The sequence below is a fragment of the Bacillus massiliigorillae genome (assembly GCF_000380245.2).
GTDB lineage: Bacteria > Bacillota > Bacilli > Bacillales > DSM-1321 > Bacillus_AD > Bacillus_AD massiliigorillae.
Genome location: NZ_HG428741.1, coordinates 3,490,873 through 3,508,637, shown reverse-complemented (window position 1 = coordinate 3,508,637; position 17,765 = coordinate 3,490,873). Strand labels below are relative to the sequence as shown.

The following is a 17,765-nucleotide window of genomic DNA, read 5'->3' as shown; positions in this document are numbered from 1 at the left end:
TTAGAAAAAGAAGGCGATAAAATGGTTGAGGGAAACAGGAAGAAAGTTGTCATTATTGGTGGTGGCATTACTGGGTTAACAACAGCTTATTATTTACTCAAAGAAAAGAAGAGTAAATCTTTACCTATAGATATTATATTAATTGAAGAGAGTTCAAGATTAGGTGGGAAAATCAAAACAACTGTAAGAGATGGCTTTGTTATTGAAGGAGGACCAGATTGCTTTCTTGAACGGAAAACAAGTGCATCCAGATTGGCGAAAGAAGTTGGAATGGACCATGAATTAGTCAATAATACAGCGGGTAAATCCTATGTGTTAGCGAGAGAAAAATTACATCCAATGCCTGGTGGAGCAATCATGGGAATTCCAACAGAAATAGCACCTTTTATTACAACAGGATTGTTTTCACCAATTGGGAAACTTAGAGCAGCTGCTGATTTTGTATTACCAAGGTCAAAAGCAAAACAAGACCAACCTTTAGGTTCCTTCTTTAGAAGGCGATTAGGAGATGAAGTAGTAGAAAACTTAATTGAGCCATTATTATCGGGAATCTATGCTGGCGATATTGATCAAATGAGCTTGATGTCTACATTTCCTCAGTTTTATCAAGTTGAACAGAAGCATGGAAGTCTCGTACTTGGTATGAAGAAAACTAAACCATCTAAGCCTAAAACAAAAGCGACTTCTAAACCGAGTAAAGGGATGTTTTTAACGTTTAAATCGGGATTACAATCATTCGTGGATCGAATCGAATTAGCTTTAGATGAAGTAACAATCTTAAAGAATACGAAGGTAGAATCACTTCAAAAAGAAGATAATCAATATAAATTGAAGCTGAATAATCACATGTATATAGAGGCTGATGCAGTCGTTGTATCAGTACCTCATCAAGTAGCAGCTTCTATTTTAGCGGATTATCCTTTTATGGCACCTTTTAAAGAGGTCCCTTCTACTAGTGTAGCAACAGTTGCGATGGCATTTAATCAAAGTGCTATTAAAGAAGATATTAATGGTACGGGATTTGTTGTATCGAGAAAATGTGATTATACGATTACTGCTTGCACATGGACTCATAAAAAATGGCCTCATTCCAGCCCTGAAGGAAAAGCTTTACTTCGATGTTATGTAGGAAGACCCACTGATAGTACTGTTGTAGATTTATCGGATAAGGAAATTGAACAAATTGTTTTAAAAGATTTAAATAAAACGATGAATATTACAGAGCAACCGAAATTTACGATTATATCAAGATGGAAAAAAGCTATGCCTCAGTATACAGTAGGTCATAAAGAAAGAATTGACCAACTAAAAAAAGATTTGCATGAATCTTTATCTGGTGTAATCTTTTCTGGTAGTTCTTATGAAGGATTAGGAGTACCTGATTGTATAGATCAAGGGGAACGGGCAGTGGAAAATATTATTTCCTTTTTAAATAAGTAGAATGTGATAACAAACAACGTTGGTCTTTAGTGGTTATTTAAAAGAGAGGAATACAAACTAGAAAGGTTTGTATTCCTCTTTAATATTAGGTTCGATATAAAGGCTTATATCGGTGTAATAAGATTGAATTTTTAGTATAATTAAAGTTGTTATAAATGTAAAAATAAGTAAGATTTCTGATGATTTAAAACTAATACAAGGTTCAATATTATTATGGATGAAAGAACAGAGTGATATTTTGAGCTTCTTTGTACTGTTTGGAAAGGAGAGGGAATGAAGAAGTTCAGTAGTATAGGATATATACTGGGGATTTTATTAGGGATCTTTTTATTAACGGTATTTACAAATCTTACGTATTTTGTTGAGAATATGCGAAAAGAGGTTTTATTATATTCTTTCGTTCAATCATCAAATTTGGAACTCATAGTTTGGAGCTTATTCTTCATTGGTATTCTATTTACAGTAAGTTTTTTTCAATCAAATTTGTATATTAAAAGACCAGACGATAAAGTTCCATTGTACTTTAGTTTTTACATTTGGACGATCATTATTTCAATGGTTTTAATGATTATACCTTATGGAGACTGGTTTCTTTTACTGAAGCTTATTTATATATGTAATTATATGAGTTTATATTTTTTCCATATTTACATAAGTGCTTTTTTACATAAGCAAGCTCATCGCTTACTTACTATGTTTATAATCATTTGTGTTAGCGTTCTTACCGTTTTGACTATGTTCAATAATTTCGACTTTATAGTCAAACTTTTTCAACTTAATTCTATGCTTTATTTTTGTTATTTTATTTATCTATTATATGTAACTTGGCGAAAATTTCGTGAAAAGCAGAAGCAAATAATCTGGGTTTTCATTAGTGTGATAATAATTGTACTGACTGGTTTTCAACATCAATTAGTCATTTATCATGTAATAGAAGAAGTGAGTCAAAATGGGCTCGGAATATTTCTATTTTTACTAATTCATAGTGTTCTTAACATGGAAAGGTTCCTGAATTCTTATTCTGAAACGGTCGAAATGAAGCAATTATTACAGGAAAAAGTGAAAGAACGAACGGTTGAATTAGAAAGAGCTAATGTTGAGATGAGAAGCCTTCAAAATGAAAAAAGTCAGATTATCTCAGACATATGTCATGATCTATCTAATCCGATTACATCTATTGGTATGATTTCCAAAGGAATGCTCGAAGAAGTGATTCCAGTCACGAATAAACAATATTTAGTTGAAATTTTAAATAAAAGTAGTTTAATGGAGAAACTATTAGGGGATTTAAGGCAACTGAATATGCTTGAAAATAATCAAATTCATTTTCATTTAGAAAAAGTAGATTGGTATGATTATATGAAAAGAATCTTTACTGATTATGATGCTAATTTGCAAAGTGAAGATATTAAATATAAACTTCATATGGATAAGGTTCCAAAACAAAATGCTGAAGTTTTAATTGATCCATTACGTATGGAGCAAGTTTATTTCAACATCATAAGTAATAGTATTAAATATACGCCAGTTGGGGGCTCAGTTGAAGTAAGTGTTGGACTTGATTATGCAACTCAGCAAGCGTTTTTGAAGGTTTCAGATAGTGGTATTGGAATTGATTCTAGTCAATTACATCTCATTTATGACCGTTTTTATCGTACGGAACCTATTAAGGCTGATAAAGAAAGTACAGGTCTCGGATTGAATATTGTCAAAAGTATAATTTCGAGACATGAAGGAAGCATTAATGTTGAGAGTGAAAAAGGGAAGGGGACTACTTTTATAATTAGGATTCCTCTAGCAGTTTAATGGAAAACAGTATTTTGAGTTAAACGTCCACTTAAAGAAGTTGGACGTTTTTTTGTTTAGGGATAATTAGGTAATAATATCATTTTTATGAAGTTACATCCATATAAGTAATATTATATATTGATATAATTGTTATATGTTGTAATTCTTGGTTTTATTTATTATATAAGGTTTTCGAATGAAAAATGTAAGCGTTTTTATTTTATCTGAATAGAAATAATATTTTGCATTATCAGAAAATTGGTGTTATTATAACTTAAGTAATCAAACGAGAGGGGAAATTAGGATGGGGAAGTTTACGCATAACAACATTCATAACATATTGCTCATATTATGCTGATCGGACTGAAACATCCATTTCTCAAGGGATTGTTTGAGTCCAACTTGTAGTTTTTATTTTACAAGGCGCTCAAGCGTAAATGAGGAAGCGCCCTTCCAATGCAGGATGGGTTTTTTATTTGAACTTATATGTTTAAATTTTCTGATTATTATACGAACTAGGGGGAAACACAACATGAGCAGAAAAGAACATTTCATGGAGCAACTTTATAAAGCTTCTACCGGAATCGCAAATGCGGTATTAGTTACATTAGGAATTGGGATGCTGTTTGAATCGATTGGGGGATATCTTGGCTGGGAAGCATTGATTCTAATCGGTGGGGCAACGAAAGTATTATTAGCGCCAGCACTTGGTGCAGGGATTGCTTATCAACTTGGTGGTAACTCATTAGTAATCTTTAGCGCAATGTCCAGTGCTGTTGTTGGTGGAGCAGCTATTCATAAGACCGCCGAAGGAGCATTTACAATTATTACAGGTCAACCAATTAGTGCGGTAATAGCAGCGGTTGTAGCAACTTATGTAGGTATTAAGCTTACTGGTAAAACAAAACTTGATATTATGGCTATTCCGTTAGCGGCAGTATTCATCGGTGGTGTTGCTGGTGTAGGTGTAGCAGCTGTAACAACACCTTTCTTAACTTGGGTAAGTGGACAAATTACGGAAGCTGTTTCTGGTTATCCTTTACTTGGTAGTATGGTAATTGCACTTGTTTGGAGTATTTTATTAATGACACCGGCGTCTTCTGCAGCACTTGCAGTAGCTTTACAGCTAGACCCTGTTTCTAGTGCAGCAGCATTAATTGGCTGTACAGTACAATTCGTTGGATTCACAGTAATGTCTAGAAAAGATAATGATATGGGTGGTATTCTTGCACAAGCAATTGTTACACCAAAAGTTCAATTCCCGAACTTAATTCGAAAACCTTATTATGTCATTCCAACATTTGTGGCTGCTATTATTTGCGCACCGATTGCGACAATGCTATTTAATTTCCAAGTTCCTTTTGAACTAGGAGGAATGGGACTAAGCTCATTAATTGCTCCAATTAGTGTTTGGACAACACAAGGCTTAAACGTATTATTAATTTACGTTGGTGTAGGTATGGTTTTACCAGCTATTATTACGTTAGTTTTACATCGCGTATTAAAAATGATGGGTAAAACAAAAGCTGGAGATCTTCACTTAGAAGTTTCTTAATAATCGTATTCAAACCGATAATTCTTATAAAGGGTTGTCGGTTTTTTTATGTCTTCCCTTCTAAATTAAGATTATCTTAAGATTTATTTTCGTTTCTCTTAAGAATGAATTTGTATGCTTAGTGTATACAAACTAGGGGAAGGATTGAGCGAAATGAAAGGTAAACGATTAATAATTCTTCTTGTTTTAGTAATTATTGTGTTTATGATACCTGATGTTCAAACAATATTTTATTCGAAATGGAAAACAATATCATATGAGGCTAAAATCGAGGATGAGCGTTCAATTCCAAGGGTGGATGCAACTAGTAATCAACGAATTGTAGGTAAAGCAGGGATAGTGTTAAATAGTGAAACAGGAGAAACTCTATTTGCGAAAAATGAACAAGAAAGAGTGTATCCAGCCAGTACAACTAAGATTTTGACAGCTCTTATTGCAATTGAAAGAGGTAACTTAGAGGATGTTGTTACTGTTGGAAAAGAAATAAATATGAAGCAAAAAGGTGAAAGTACGGCTTTTTTGTATCAAGGACAAGAAGTGACTCTCCGTCAATTGTTAGCAGGTTTAATGCTACCGTCTGGCAATGATGCAGCAAGAACAATAGCTATTTATATTGCCAACAAAGAACAAAAGGGCTTAACGGAGAGTGAAGCCATTGCATATTTTGCAAACTTAATGAATAAGAAAGCCGAAAAGGTAGGAGCTAAACATTCTCATTTCGTAAATCCTCATGGCTTGCATGACAAAAATCATTATACAACAGCTTATGATATGGCGATGATTGCTCAAGCTGCTATGGAAAATAAAGAGTTTCGTAATATTGTCGGTCAAGAAAAATATTCTGATCAAAGCGTTACTTATAAAAATAGAAATAAGCTCTTGGATCATGAAAGCGGTTTTTATTATGAAGGTGCGAATGGAATTAAAACAGGATTTACAGACGAAGCTGGTTATTGTTTAGTTTCATCAGCTACAAGTAACGATATGTCTTTAATAGCAGTTGTTATGAATTCGACAGAAAACGATGTCTGGACTGACTCTACTGCATTACTTAATGGCGAGATAAATAACTGATTGTCTAAAAATGTCATATTTGGTATATTTGTTATATATGTGGGTTTTAAAACATAATATTCAATTTATGATAATGGAGACTATTCATGAGCAGAGTGAAGAAGCGTAAATTAAAACAGAGAAAAAGGGTATTATTTATTTTTACAGTACTAGTTTTATTGATAGTTTTACCGTCTTCTTATTTTGCATGGGAGTATTATAGTGGATATAAGGTTGGAGAAAAGGTCTCTGAGTTGAATAAGAAAGAAATTAAGTTTAAGGGTGCCCCTTTTCAAGGCACTATGAATGTTTTATTAATTGGTGGAGATTCTCGTGGTGCAGAAAGTGGTAATTCTGATACAATTATGATTGCCCAATATGATACGAAATCAAAGCAAGCAAAGCTTGTTTCTTTGATGAGAGATATTTATATTGCAATACCAGGTCATGAACAGAAACAAAAAATAAATGCTGCTTATTCTATAGGTGGTCCTGACTTACTTCGTGAAACAATCAAAGAGAATTTTGATATCGATATTAATTATTATGCCATTATTGATTTTCGGGGTTTCATGGAGGGAATAGATGCTGCTTTTCCAGATGGTGTCGAAATTAATGTGGAAAAGAGAATGTCTAAGAATATATATGTCACATTAGAACCAGGTTTACAGAAATTAAATGGTAAAGAGCTGTTAGGCTATGCGAGATTTCGCGGTGACGCTCAAAGTGATTTTGGACGAGTTGTGCGACAACAAAAAGTTCTACAGACCATTACAAATGAAATGATTAGCATTCAAGGGGTAGCAAAGTTACCAAAAATGCTAGGTACAGTACGACCATTTATTGATACAAATATTGAAAATACAAGAATGTTGAAGGTATTGACATCTTTCTTAACTAGTGGAAATTCCAATATTGAAAAATTGCGTATACCACTTGTTGACTCTTTTGAAGATGCAACGTTAGATGATCAATATCGGACACAGGTGTTAGATATTGATTTTGACAAAAATAAAGAAGCATTAAAAAAGTTTCTGCAGACTTAAAATGTATATAATTTTGTGCGGTGTCTAACCTTACACCTGCCATGCTCGGTCATAAGCCGTTCTGCTTTGAAAATCAAAAGCGGGTTTTCAAGAACAGCTCGTCATATGCCTGCCGCATGGCTCCTTTTTGATTGGAAGCTAAAAAGAGAAGCAAAATCTAAATCAAAAAGGACCGGTGCCGATTTTCTAATTGTCTAGCTCCAGCGCCCAGCGACTAGTAGATTTCGCTAAACGGGCGCTTGCGCTTTTCTTAGTGTCTAACCTTACACCTGCTATGCTCTGAAATAAGCCAATCTGTTTTGAAAACCAAGGGAGGGTTTTCAAGAACAGTTCTTCTTATTTCAGAGCATAGCTCTTTTTTGATTGGGAGTAGTACAAGAAATATAACTTTAATCAAAAAAGACCGGTGCCGGTTTTTCTTAATTATTTTTGTTTTTTCAAAAAAATCTTCTTGTTTAAGGTAGTTTGTTATAATATGGGGTATAAAAACATTATCTAATGTTTGAAATTGGTTATCATAGAAGTAACAGATATAAGAATAGAGTAGGTGACATCATGATCTTAGAATGTATTGTACAAAATGAAAAAGATGCTATCATTGCCGAGCAGATTGGTGTTAATCGTTTGGAGCTTGTTTCGGCTATTTCGGAGGGTGGGTTAACTCCTAGTTATGGTACAACCAAACGTATTATTGAAAGTGTATCCATTCCTGTACAAGTAATGCTTAGACCGCATAGTTTCTCTTTCGAGTATGATGAAAGTGATTGGAATAGCATGCGTGAAGACATATTAGCTTTTGAGGATATAGGTGTTACAGGTATTGTCTTTGGAGCTTTAAAAAATGGTGAAATTGACCAAGCTTTACTTGAAAAAGTAATCAATGTAGTGCCAAATTTCGATATTACGTTCCATCGTGCGTTTGATGAACTTCATCAACAAGCAGACGGTTTAGAAGTGCTATGTCAATATGCAAATCATGTTAGACGAATATTGACTTCAGGCGGTGCTAAATCAGCGGAAGCGGGGAAAGAAAAGCTACAGCAGCTTATGACATTAACTGATGTATGGCACGGTCCGCGCATCTTAGTTGGAGCAGGGTTGCAAAGAGATAATATTGCAGATATTCACTCGTTCTTAAAAGCAGAAGAATATCACTTTGGTACTGGTGTAAGAGAAGGAAATACACTGGCAAACGGTTTTGATGAGCACAAAGTGGCAGATATATTATCTGTATTAAATGCATGATTAAAAAGGTGTCTCAAAAGTGATGGTAAATCACTTTTGGACGCTTTTTTTTTACTTTTTATTGTAGGCTGCGAACAAGTAATTATCAGTATTGGTTTTGTTTCTCATTTACAGCATCGATAATTGCTTCTGCTTTAAGAAATTCTAATCGTAGACTTTCTTTTATATCTTCTATAACATGACGTTCATTTGGATTAACTTCACTTTTTACTTTTATTTTTTCATATGTCATCTGGGCAGAGATATATTGGTCATATTCAGTAGGTGTTAAAATGTCTTTTGTTGAGGGCTGATTATTTAACCGATCAAAGAAAGGTTGTAAAATCATCAAAGTTTGTTTTAGTTCTTTAGCTTTTTTCGCTGGAATTTGATCATAATCAATATTGCCGTATTTGTCTCCATATTCTAATTTTGAACTTGTGAAAACTTTTAAATGATTAGTAAATTCTTTATATTCTTCATCTCCTAATTCTCCTTTAGCATTCGCAAGTTTTCCGTTAAGTTTTAGGAAGCTTTCCATTGTAAAACTAGCTACATGTTTTTTTATATTTTCAAAAGAACCATATAATTCGTCAGCAAGTGAACTCTGATACGCAAGTGCTCCACCAGTAGGAATGAGTAACATAGTTACAAATGCTCCAGTTAATAACCGTTTTTTTCTTTTGGCTCGTATTCTAGCCTTTGGATTTAATACTTGCATCTTTAACTGAAGTGGAGGTCTTAACTCGTGTGCTTTCTCTTGAAGAGCTTGTTTTAGTTTGTTTTCTAAACTCATATAATTTCACCGCTTTCTTTCAAAAGATGTTTTACTTTTTCCTTTTGCCGTAAGTTTTTGAGTGCAGCATTAATTCTAGATTTCACTGTGCCGATTGGAATATTTAAAATATTAGCTACATCTTCTTGTGACTGGTCATTTAAATAATGAAGAATCACAACTTGCTTAAGCTTAAAGGGCAATTGATTTACTAGAGTAAGTAATTGCTCGTTTGAAATTTTATTTATAAGGTCATCTGAGAAGTCGAAAAAGGTATTTGGTTTATATGTTTCTGCCTTATGGGCTATCCGAAGTCGCATCCATCGTTTGCGGCGATAAGCAGAGATATGTTTCATGGCTATTCCCATTAACCAAGGCTTAAATGGCTTGTCGTCGTTATATTTTTTAAGCGATTTATAGAGTTGTAGGTAAATATCTTGAATTACATCGTCTGCATCTGTCTTATCTTCAATGAGGAAATAGACGGTTTTATATACATCGTGAATGGTCGCTTCATACAGTTCTTCGTAGGATCGATTACAATCAGAATGTGAATGTTTTACAATTTTTGTTTTATTACTTTGTTCTCCCACTTGTGCAATCTCCTCCTTGTTCTCACTATATATTGGAAAGATATAACTTTTTCGTTCGATTTATTTTTCATGTAACCAAAATTTTATCTAATATGATAATACTATCATTCAGAAAATGGAGAGTGTTTGTACTGTTTTATATAATAAAAAACCCCCAGTTAAGAAGTTACTGAGGGTTTTCTAGCGTTAAACTATCTACACATAGTGATGGCCCAAAAAAAGAAATGACCGCTCATAAATTCAGATGACGGTCCAAAAAAAAGAAACGACTGCTCATAAAATCCGATGACGGCCCAAAAAAAGAAACGACCACTCATAAATTCAGATGACGGTTCAAATAAAGAGAAAGCAACTGTTTTTTTACCTTGAAACAAATGCATTTCCGGTTACCCAAAAACGATATGGATAATCGACTGCTTCGCCAGAATTTTGAATGCCAATTCGTTTCCCTACAGAAATTTCTGTGGGGTTAAAGCCTTCCGCTATATATAATGAAGAAGAATAATATGTTTTTCCGTAATCTTCCATGGTAATGTTCATTGCTTTTGTTAGTTTTCCTGGGCCGTTAGTTGTTTTCTTGATATCTTGAAGCCCTCTACGTTGTTTCATTAGTTCTTTACCTGTGAATGGTTCAATGGCACGAATTAAGATAGCGTTTGGTGTATCAATAGGAGCGCATACGACATTGACTAAGCAATGTGTATGCATGAGATATGTATAGATATGGCCTGGACTAGCATACATAATTTCAGTTCGTTTTGTTCGGCGGTTATTAAAGCTATGTGCCGCTCGATCTTTTGGACCTAAATAGGCTTCTGTTTCAACGATGAAACCTGAAGTGATTCCATCGTCACTTTCTTTAACAAGCAAGCATCCTAGTAGATTTTGAGCTAATTGTAAGGTCGACTGTTCATAGAAGCTTTTTGGTAATGCGCTAAGTGAGAGCGTATGAAGTTTATTTTGCATAGTTAACACCTCCTACTTCAGCATAAATAAAACACTAAATTTTATTATCGAAACACTAACAATATTATAACAAAACACTACAACAAAAAAATTGGGAGCGCTTTATTAATGTTCCTTATAGTTTGTGTTAAAAGTGCGTTTTTTACCAATGTATTTATATGATGGCATGGTAATTGCATATTAATTATGTGTAAAAACATATCAGCAAAAGTCAGCTAGATTAACGAGGAACAAGTGCTGAAAATGAATATTAAAAAGGAGGAAATATATATGAACATTCTATTAGTTTGTTCAGCTGGCATGTCAACAAGTATGCTGGTGACGAAAATGGAAAAAGCAGCAGCTGATAAAGGAATTACGGCAAAGATTTGGGCGGTATCTGGAGATGCGGCGAGAGATCATATTCATACAGCAGATGTTTTATTGCTTGGACCTCAAGTCCGATTTCTATTAAATCAAATGAAAGCCCTTGCAGAACCAGTGGGAGTAAAGGTGGAAGTGATAAACCCGATGGATTACGGCATGATGGATGGTGAGAAAGTATTAAATCAAGCTCTTAGCTTAGCAGGAAGTAAAGCGTAAAAGTTAAAGAAGGTGATGAAGAAAGGGGATGACTGACCATGATGAAGTTTTTGGAAAAGTATGTTTTGCCTGGTGCGACTAAGTTAGGAAACCAACGGCATTTGTTAGCGGTTAGAGATACACTTATCGGGATGTTGGCAATCACGATGGTTGGTGCATTTGCAGTTCTTATCAATAATTTAGGGCAAGCGATTAAACCATATGATCGTATGATGCTATCGTTGTTTGGAGAAAATTATCGTCAGCTTGGTGGAGACATTTGGTTCGGAACATTAGGTTTTATGACGATTTTTACCGTTGTTGGCATAGCATATAAGCTTGCTAGATCGTATGGTGATGATGGGTTTGAAGCAATGCTTGTTTCATTATCATGTTTCTTCGTTATATCTCCTAGTGTAGCGACTATTACATTAAAAATCGCTAGTAAAGATGTAACCGGTACGTCAGGAGATTTTGTTGGTTTATCCTATTTTAACTCTACGGCCTTATTCACTGGTATTATAATTTCGTTACTTGCGACGGAGGTTTTTGTAAGATTAGCCAAAGTGAAGTATTTAGTTGTGAAGCTTCCTGAAGGTGTGCCACCTGCTGTATCGAGATCATTTGCAAGATTGTTTCCTGGAATGATTACTATCTTTTTATTCGCGCTTGCGAGCTTATTATTCCGTATGGTATCGGATGGACAATATTTCCACGATTGGATAAACAAAGTGCTCATATCTCCACTCACAAATTCTGCAGACTCACTACCTTTTGCTTTAGTTCTAGCACTTCTTATTCATCTTTTCTGGGCTTTAGGATTGCATGGGCCAAATATTCTTGGTGGGATTACGACACCATTATTTACGAAGTTAGGTAATGATAACATTGATTTATATGCAAAAGGGGTAACGGATTTAAAGCAGTATGCTGTTATGGCTGGACAATTCTTCGACGCTTTTGTTTTCTTAGGTGGTTCTGGAGCAACTATTGGTTTACTGATTGCTTTATGGATTGCCTCGAAGAAGCGAAAACAAATGGTTGCGCTCGGGATGCCACCAGGTATATTCCAAATTAATGAACCTGTTTTATTTGGGATGCCAATCGTACTAAATCCAATATGGCTATTTCCGTTTATTGCAACACCAATTATATTAACTGTTATTTCTTATTTGGCTATAGATTGGGGCTTTGTTTATCCAGTAGTAACAACCATTCCGTGGGTTACGCCACCAGTCTTTGGGGGATATTTAGCAACAGGAGCTCATGTATCAGGTGCAGTTCTTGCTGCTATTAATCTCGTAATATCTGTTGTTATTTATTTACCTTTCGTGTTAATCCAAGAGCGTATGGATCAAAAGCGATTGAATGAAGTAAAAGATGACGCAAATGTTACACATTCTATGTAGCAATTTCTAGTGAAAAAAGGAGGAAACATCATGACAGCATCTTTATCAATCGACCAGATTGCTTTTCAGCTTATTCTTCATAGTGGCAATGCTCGAAGTGATATCATGGAAGCTATGTTTTTAGCACGACAAGGCAAGTTTGAAGAAGCAAAGCAAAAGGTTGAAGCTGCAAAACAAGAATTAAATGAAGCCCATCGTACTCAGACTACACTTATTCAAGCGGAAGCAAAAGGAATTAAAAATGAAGTTTCTATTCTAATGGTGCATGCACAAGATCATTTAATGACATCTATTACTGTGAAGGAACTAGCAGAAGAAATTATTTTTTTACATGAGAAGATGGCTGAAGATAAATAGAGTTAGATCTCAGGTGAAGAGGAGAATCTCAACTAGATTCTCTTCTTTCCTATTGAATTATAATGCGAAAGGATAGGTGGAATGATGGTTAAGGTTGTGACTATTGGTGGAGGTTCAAGTTATACACCGGAGTTAGTAGAAGGATTTATTAAGCGATATCATGAATTTCCTATTAGCGAACTATGGCTTGTTGACATTGAAGAAGGAAAAGAAAAGCTAGAAGTCGTAGGGAATCTCGCCAAGCGAATGATTGAAAAAGCTGACATGCCAATTACAGTTCATCTATCATTAAACCGCCGTGAAGCATTAGTTGATGCTGACTTTGTGACAACTCAAATGCGAATCGGACAGATAGAAGCGCGAATATTGGATGAGAAAATTCCTTTGAAATATGAGGTTATTGGTCAAGAAACGAACGGCCCAGGTGGCTTATTTAAAGCATTACGAACCATTCCGGTGATTTTAGATATTGTGAAAGATATTGAAGAATTATGCCCTAATGCATGGCTTGTTAATTTTACTAATCCAGCGGGGATGGTGACGGAAGCGGTTTTACGTTATTCGAATTTTAAGAAAGTAGTAGGTTTGTGTAATGTTCCGATACATATTCGTATGCAAATTGCGGAAATGTTAGATGTAGAAGCGGACCGTGTTCACATTGATTTTGCGGGATTGAATCATATGGTATTCGGCTTACACGTCTTTGTTGATGGTGAAGAGGTGACGGAGAAAGTTATTAATCGCGTAACGAGTAAAGATAACAAAATGTCAATGCAAAATATTGCTGCATTAGATTGGGAACCTGAATTTATTCAAGCCCTTCAGGCAATTCCTTGTCCATATCATCGCTATTATTATAAAACAAGAGAAATGTTAGAGCAGGAAAAACGAGAAGCATTAGAAAATGGCTGTCGTGGAGAAGTGGTTAAGAAATTAGAAGCGGAGCTGTTTGAATTATATAAAGATCCTACTTTAGACATCAAACCTCCTCAATTAGAAAAAAGAGGTGGAGCTTATTATAGTGACGCGGCTTGTAGTCTAATAGCATCTATTTACAATAATAAAGGCGATATCCAACCTGTTAACACTCGAAATAATGGAGCGATTGCGAGTTTACCAGATGATTCAGCGGTTGAAATCAATTGCGTTATTACAAAAGATGGTCCCAAGCCTATTGCGATAGGAGATTTACCAGTAGCAGTAAGAGGTCTTGTACAACAAATCAAATCCTTCGAACGAGTAACTTGTGATGCGGCAGTAACAGGTAATTATCGTACGGCGCTTCTTGCTATGACGATTAATCCACTCGTACCTTCCGATGTAGTAGCGAAGCAAATACTGGATGAAATGTTAGAAGCGCACAAAGCTTATTTACCACAGTTTAATTAAGGGTGGGAGATGCTAGAATGATTCGTGTAATTGTAAATGCTGATGACTTTGGTTATTCACGAGGGTTGAATTACGGTATTATTGACGCTCATCAGTATGGTCTTGTTAATTCTACAACGATGATGATGAATATGAACGCAGTAGAGCATGCCTTTCGACTAGCAAATCCTTATCGGAATTTAGCCATCGGTATTCATTTAGTGTTAACTACGGGTGCTCCTCTCTGGAAAGAAGGAGTAGAATCACTTATTCAAAGTAACGGGAACTTTAAAACTTTATCGATGTTAATGGACAATTTTGATCTTAAATTAGAGGAAGTAGAAAAAGAGTGGGAAGCGCAAATTCAACGTTTCCTTTCATTTGGAAGAAAACCTAATCATTTCGATAGCCACCATCACGTTCATATGCATCCAAAACTACAAGAAGTTACTCGTAAGCTTGCTCAAAAATACAATGTTCCTGTTAGAAGAAATGGGAAAGATGCGATAGAAGGCATCAAAATGTATAGTGATGTGGCATTATTCGATTTTTATAATGAAGGAGTAAGTGAAGATTACTTTTTGAACTTGCCTTCAAAAGTAGAGGAGGGGCATACGGTAGAAGTGATGTGTCACCCTGCTTATTTAGATGTTGATTTACAAAAGGGTACATCGTACTTTTTTCCACGCTTGAAGGAACTTGAGATATTAATGAAAGCAAAGTTACCTCTTGGTTGTGAACTTGTTGGTTGAACACCCCTCCTTAATTACTAAAATTTTATTTGTAAAAAACAAAAAAGGCGTGCAAAAAGTATGGTTCATTTACTTTTTGCAACGCCTTTTTAATCATGTAATAAATTAGGTACTACCTCTTCGTTTTTTAAGAAGATGTCCATAATATAACAGATTTCATCATCTGGTATGGAAATTTCATAAGTTGTTTCAAGAATTCGTAAGCATTCTTTAGTCTTAATATATAGTCGATAGTGGTTATGAATATGTTCCTCTTTATTGTGAAAGCTGGTAAGCGGTTGATTCTTTCTTAAACGGTCAACCATGCAGCTAATATGAAGTACGATACCAGTCATGCTTTCATAGTTTACAACTTTATTCGTTTTGTTTTGCAAATCTAATAATGCCTTGCGAATGCTGTTCACTAAATGGTTACCATCTGTAATTTGTAGAGTTTCATCAAGGATGTGAGACATCTTGGTGTACACTTCTTCATTTGTAATGAGCTCTTGTATGGATTTGGTTGCTTTCATAGATAATATATCTTTCAAGTGAAAGGTTACAAACGGTACATCAAGATCAAAATTACATACGATACAGAGAATATTGCGTTCTTTAGTGATTTTTGAAATCATGTTGTACATTTCTTTTTTATCGTAAATACTTATTGGAATAATATCGAGCATGTCTTTATTGTAATGTAAATAATTTTCTAGCATTCTTTTGATTGCTACGGCACTACCTTCTCCTGTTAAACAGGCTGTTAAAATGACGCTCTTTAGCATATGGATTTCTGCTGCTGATTCTTTCTTTGTTTGTACATAAAAGGGTGTTAAATTTTTGACGTCTTGATATAACTCCTCTAATGAATAACCAATTTGTGCTTTACGCGAGGCTTCAATCACATGAGGTGTGCTTACCATTGAAATGATTCGTACAGGAATGTTAAATTCTTTCTCAATCATTTCTCCAATGAAGGTAAGTGAACCCATATCAATTAATAACAAAATGCCAGAAGGTGTATGAATCGATCGAATGAAATTTTTTACTCGATCGAGAAAATCTTTTGGTGATTCATGTAAAGGCATATCGATACCTGTTACAGAGTCATTATTCAGTAAATGATTTGTAACGAGAGCCATTTCTTTTGCGATGCCATTTCCGTGAGCTAGTACAATAATTGTTGGTTGAGGAGTAGCATTTTCTTCGCTGTCGGTTACGAAAAACATGGTGATAAAGGCGACCTCATCGAACGGTATGTTAACTTTAAATGTATCTTCAATTAGTTTGATACATTCTACTGCTAGATTAAATGGCTGCTTATAGGTTTGACGAATGCTGTTAATATTTGGATGAAAGATTGGTTTATTTGCTTGTATTCTTTGGAGGAGTGTCTGGATGTGTAAGCAAAGACCTGTCGTGATTTTCTCATCAAAGTTTCGTTGTAGGGTCGTTTCAGCAAGAGAAATGATTTTCTCGCTTACATTAATAACTTCTTTTGATACGATTTTAAGTAGATTATCCTTAGAAACTTTTTTGTTCATTTTGTTCAAGTAGTGTGTGAAATAGTTATGAATATCATTTTCCATTAAAACAGCTAGTTCTGCATGTTCTATTCCACGTTGTTTTAATTCTTCATACTTGTAGTCGATTTGGTCATAGATTGTAGTGGACGTTGATGTTTCATTAGTGACTAAACCTTCACTAACGTTAAACACATATTCATGATTATGGAAGGTAAGAGAGTGCTTTGTTTTCTTCTCTATAAACAAGCCTTCTTTAATATACCATTGTAAATCTGTACTATATATTTTAATATTGTTTCTTTTTCCAGTAATGTACTCGGCGTAAGCTTTTGCACAAGCAAGTTGAATATCTGTTTTCAGTTGTCCGATATTATTAGGGCATTGATAGAATAAAAACGAACGAATTGAATTGGTGCTTACTGTAATATCGATACCGATTCGTTTACTTTCTTCGAAGAAGAAGCGCTTAATAAGAGAAAAACGTTCTTCGTAGGTGCGGTTACGTAAAGCTGGTAGTTGAATAATCATAGGTATTCGACGGTTAAATGTATTTAGGAGTGAAGATTCGGGATTTTCAGTTGTTGCACAAATGATGAGAACGTTTGAAGTCTTCTCATTTTCGGTTTCACCTAATCTTCGAAAATAGCCGTAATCAATAAAGGTGAATAGCATTTCTTGTCCTTCAGGTGTTAAACGATGGATTTCATCAAGAAATAATATACCTTCGTTTGCTTTTTCAATTAAGCCTTTTTGTTCTATTGCTCCTGTGTAAGCACCTTTTTTTACGCCAAAGAGTTGTCCAAGTAATAACTGTGGATTGTTGGCATAGTCAGCACAGTTAAACACGATAAAAGGAGCATCTTTTTGTAATCTTCCAGATTCTATTGCGAAGGTATGCATGATAGAAGCAAATAATGATTTACCGACGCCGGTTTCACCCAGTATTAAGGTATGCATTCCATTAGGGGGATATAGAACAGCGGATTTTGCTTGATCAATTGCTGGTCGTAGGCTGATATTTTCTTTATAGTAAGAGTCTAAGTAATGTAATTGTTTAAGACTTGGTTCTGCAGGTACAGAGAGTTTTGAATAGGATTGATTCAGAATGAATTGCACTGGACGTGTCGATGTTTTAGTTAGTTTATTTTCTTTAACTAATGCGTTTAAATCGTTGCTGACATTCGCTCTGCTAATCTGAAGTTTATCTGCGAGTTCTATGGTTGTAAAAGATGTGCTATATCCAAAATGCTCATGAATGGCTTGAAAAATCATATCCTTTCGTTTCATCGTATTATCCCCTTTGTTATTGATTCCTGTTTGTAAGAAAAATTATTATAATATTGAATTAATTATACAATATATAAATAGAAAAA

15 protein-coding genes are annotated in these 17,765 nt (G+C 34.8%); 11 read left to right on the top strand and 4 right to left on the bottom strand.

The window, feature by feature from the left end; genetic code table 11:
• The first annotated feature begins 21 nt into the window (after window positions 1-21).
• The 6 genes from hemY (at window position 22) to TX86_RS16180 (ending at window position 8,127) form a co-directional block, all read left to right on the top strand.
• Window positions 22-1,440 carry a protoporphyrinogen oxidase gene (hemY, locus tag TX86_RS16205; RefSeq protein ID WP_042349947.1) on the top strand — a complete coding sequence of 473 codons (1,419 nt, stop codon included), beginning with the start codon at window positions 22-24 and terminating at the stop codon, window positions 1,438-1,440.
• A 273-nt stretch (window positions 1,441-1,713) separates the two neighbouring features.
• Entirely contained in the window at window positions 1,714-3,246 is a 1,533-nt protein-coding gene (locus TX86_RS16200; protein WP_042349946.1) for an ATP-binding protein, read from the top strand.
• 514 nt (window positions 3,247-3,760) lie between these two features.
• Window positions 3,761-4,783: a PTS sugar transporter subunit IIC gene (locus TX86_RS16195; RefSeq protein ID WP_042349945.1), complete on the top strand. Its 1,023-nt coding sequence runs from the start codon at window positions 3,761-3,763 to the stop codon at window positions 4,781-4,783.
• A gap of 153 nt (window positions 4,784-4,936) precedes the next feature.
• Complete coding sequence (locus TX86_RS16190; protein WP_052343698.1) at window positions 4,937-5,857, top strand: D-alanyl-D-alanine carboxypeptidase family protein; 921 nt, start codon at window positions 4,937-4,939, stop codon at window positions 5,855-5,857.
• An 86-nt stretch (window positions 5,858-5,943) separates the two neighbouring features.
• Window positions 5,944-6,882: an LCP family protein gene (locus tag TX86_RS16185; protein ID WP_042349943.1), complete on the top strand. Its 939-nt coding sequence runs from the start codon at window positions 5,944-5,946 to the stop codon at window positions 6,880-6,882.
• Window positions 6,883-7,437: 555 nt separating this feature from the next.
• Entirely contained in the window at window positions 7,438-8,127 is a 690-nt protein-coding gene (locus TX86_RS16180) for a copper homeostasis protein CutC (RefSeq protein ID WP_052343697.1), read from the top strand.
• 85 nt (window positions 8,128-8,212) lie between these two features.
• Here the strand turns inward: TX86_RS16180 and TX86_RS16175 are convergent, their stop codons facing one another.
• The 3 genes from TX86_RS16175 to TX86_RS16165 form a co-directional block, all read right to left on the bottom strand.
• Complete coding sequence (locus TX86_RS16175; RefSeq protein ID WP_042349942.1) at window positions 8,213-8,902, bottom strand: DUF3600 domain-containing protein; 690 nt, start codon at window positions 8,900-8,902, stop codon at window positions 8,213-8,215.
• Window positions 8,899-9,474, bottom strand: a complete 576-nt coding sequence (locus tag TX86_RS16170; protein ID WP_042349941.1) for a sigma-70 family RNA polymerase sigma factor — start codon at window positions 9,472-9,474, stop codon at window positions 8,899-8,901. Before TX86_RS16170 ends, TX86_RS16175 begins: the two co-directional genes overlap by 4 nt.
• Window positions 9,475-9,834: 360 nt before the next feature.
• Complete coding sequence (locus tag TX86_RS16165; protein WP_042349939.1) at window positions 9,835-10,440, bottom strand: DNA-3-methyladenine glycosylase; 606 nt, start codon at window positions 10,438-10,440, stop codon at window positions 9,835-9,837.
• Window positions 10,441-10,710: 270 nt separating this feature from the next.
• On the opposite strand from TX86_RS16165, the gene TX86_RS16160 reads away from it, so the two are divergent.
• The 5 genes from TX86_RS16160 (at window position 10,711) to chbG (ending at window position 14,887) form a co-directional block, all read left to right on the top strand.
• Entirely contained in the window at window positions 10,711-11,022 is a 312-nt protein-coding gene (locus TX86_RS16160) for a PTS sugar transporter subunit IIB (protein WP_042349937.1), read from the top strand.
• A gap of 38 nt (window positions 11,023-11,060) precedes the next feature.
• Window positions 11,061-12,410: a PTS sugar transporter subunit IIC gene (locus tag TX86_RS16155; protein ID WP_042349936.1), complete on the top strand. Its 1,350-nt coding sequence runs from the start codon at window positions 11,061-11,063 to the stop codon at window positions 12,408-12,410.
• A 30-nt stretch (window positions 12,411-12,440) separates the two neighbouring features.
• Window positions 12,441-12,767 carry a PTS lactose/cellobiose transporter subunit IIA gene (locus TX86_RS16150; RefSeq protein WP_042349934.1) on the top strand — a complete coding sequence of 109 codons (327 nt, stop codon included), beginning with the start codon at window positions 12,441-12,443 and terminating at the stop codon, window positions 12,765-12,767.
• An 81-nt stretch (window positions 12,768-12,848) separates the two neighbouring features.
• Window positions 12,849-14,156 carry a 6-phospho-beta-glucosidase gene (locus TX86_RS16145; RefSeq protein ID WP_042349933.1) on the top strand — a complete coding sequence of 436 codons (1,308 nt, stop codon included), beginning with the start codon at window positions 12,849-12,851 and terminating at the stop codon, window positions 14,154-14,156.
• A gap of 17 nt (window positions 14,157-14,173) precedes the next feature.
• Window positions 14,174-14,887 (top strand): chitin disaccharide deacetylase, encoded by a 714-nt coding sequence (gene chbG / locus TX86_RS16140; protein WP_042349932.1) that lies wholly within the window; start codon window positions 14,174-14,176, stop codon window positions 14,885-14,887.
• Window positions 14,888-14,976: 89 nt separating this feature from the next.
• On the opposite strand, the gene TX86_RS16135 is transcribed toward chbG, so the two are convergent.
• Entirely contained in the window at window positions 14,977-17,679 is a 2,703-nt protein-coding gene (locus TX86_RS16135) for a sigma-54-dependent transcriptional regulator (RefSeq protein ID WP_042349930.1), read from the bottom strand.
• Window positions 17,680-17,765 lie beyond the last annotated feature (86 nt).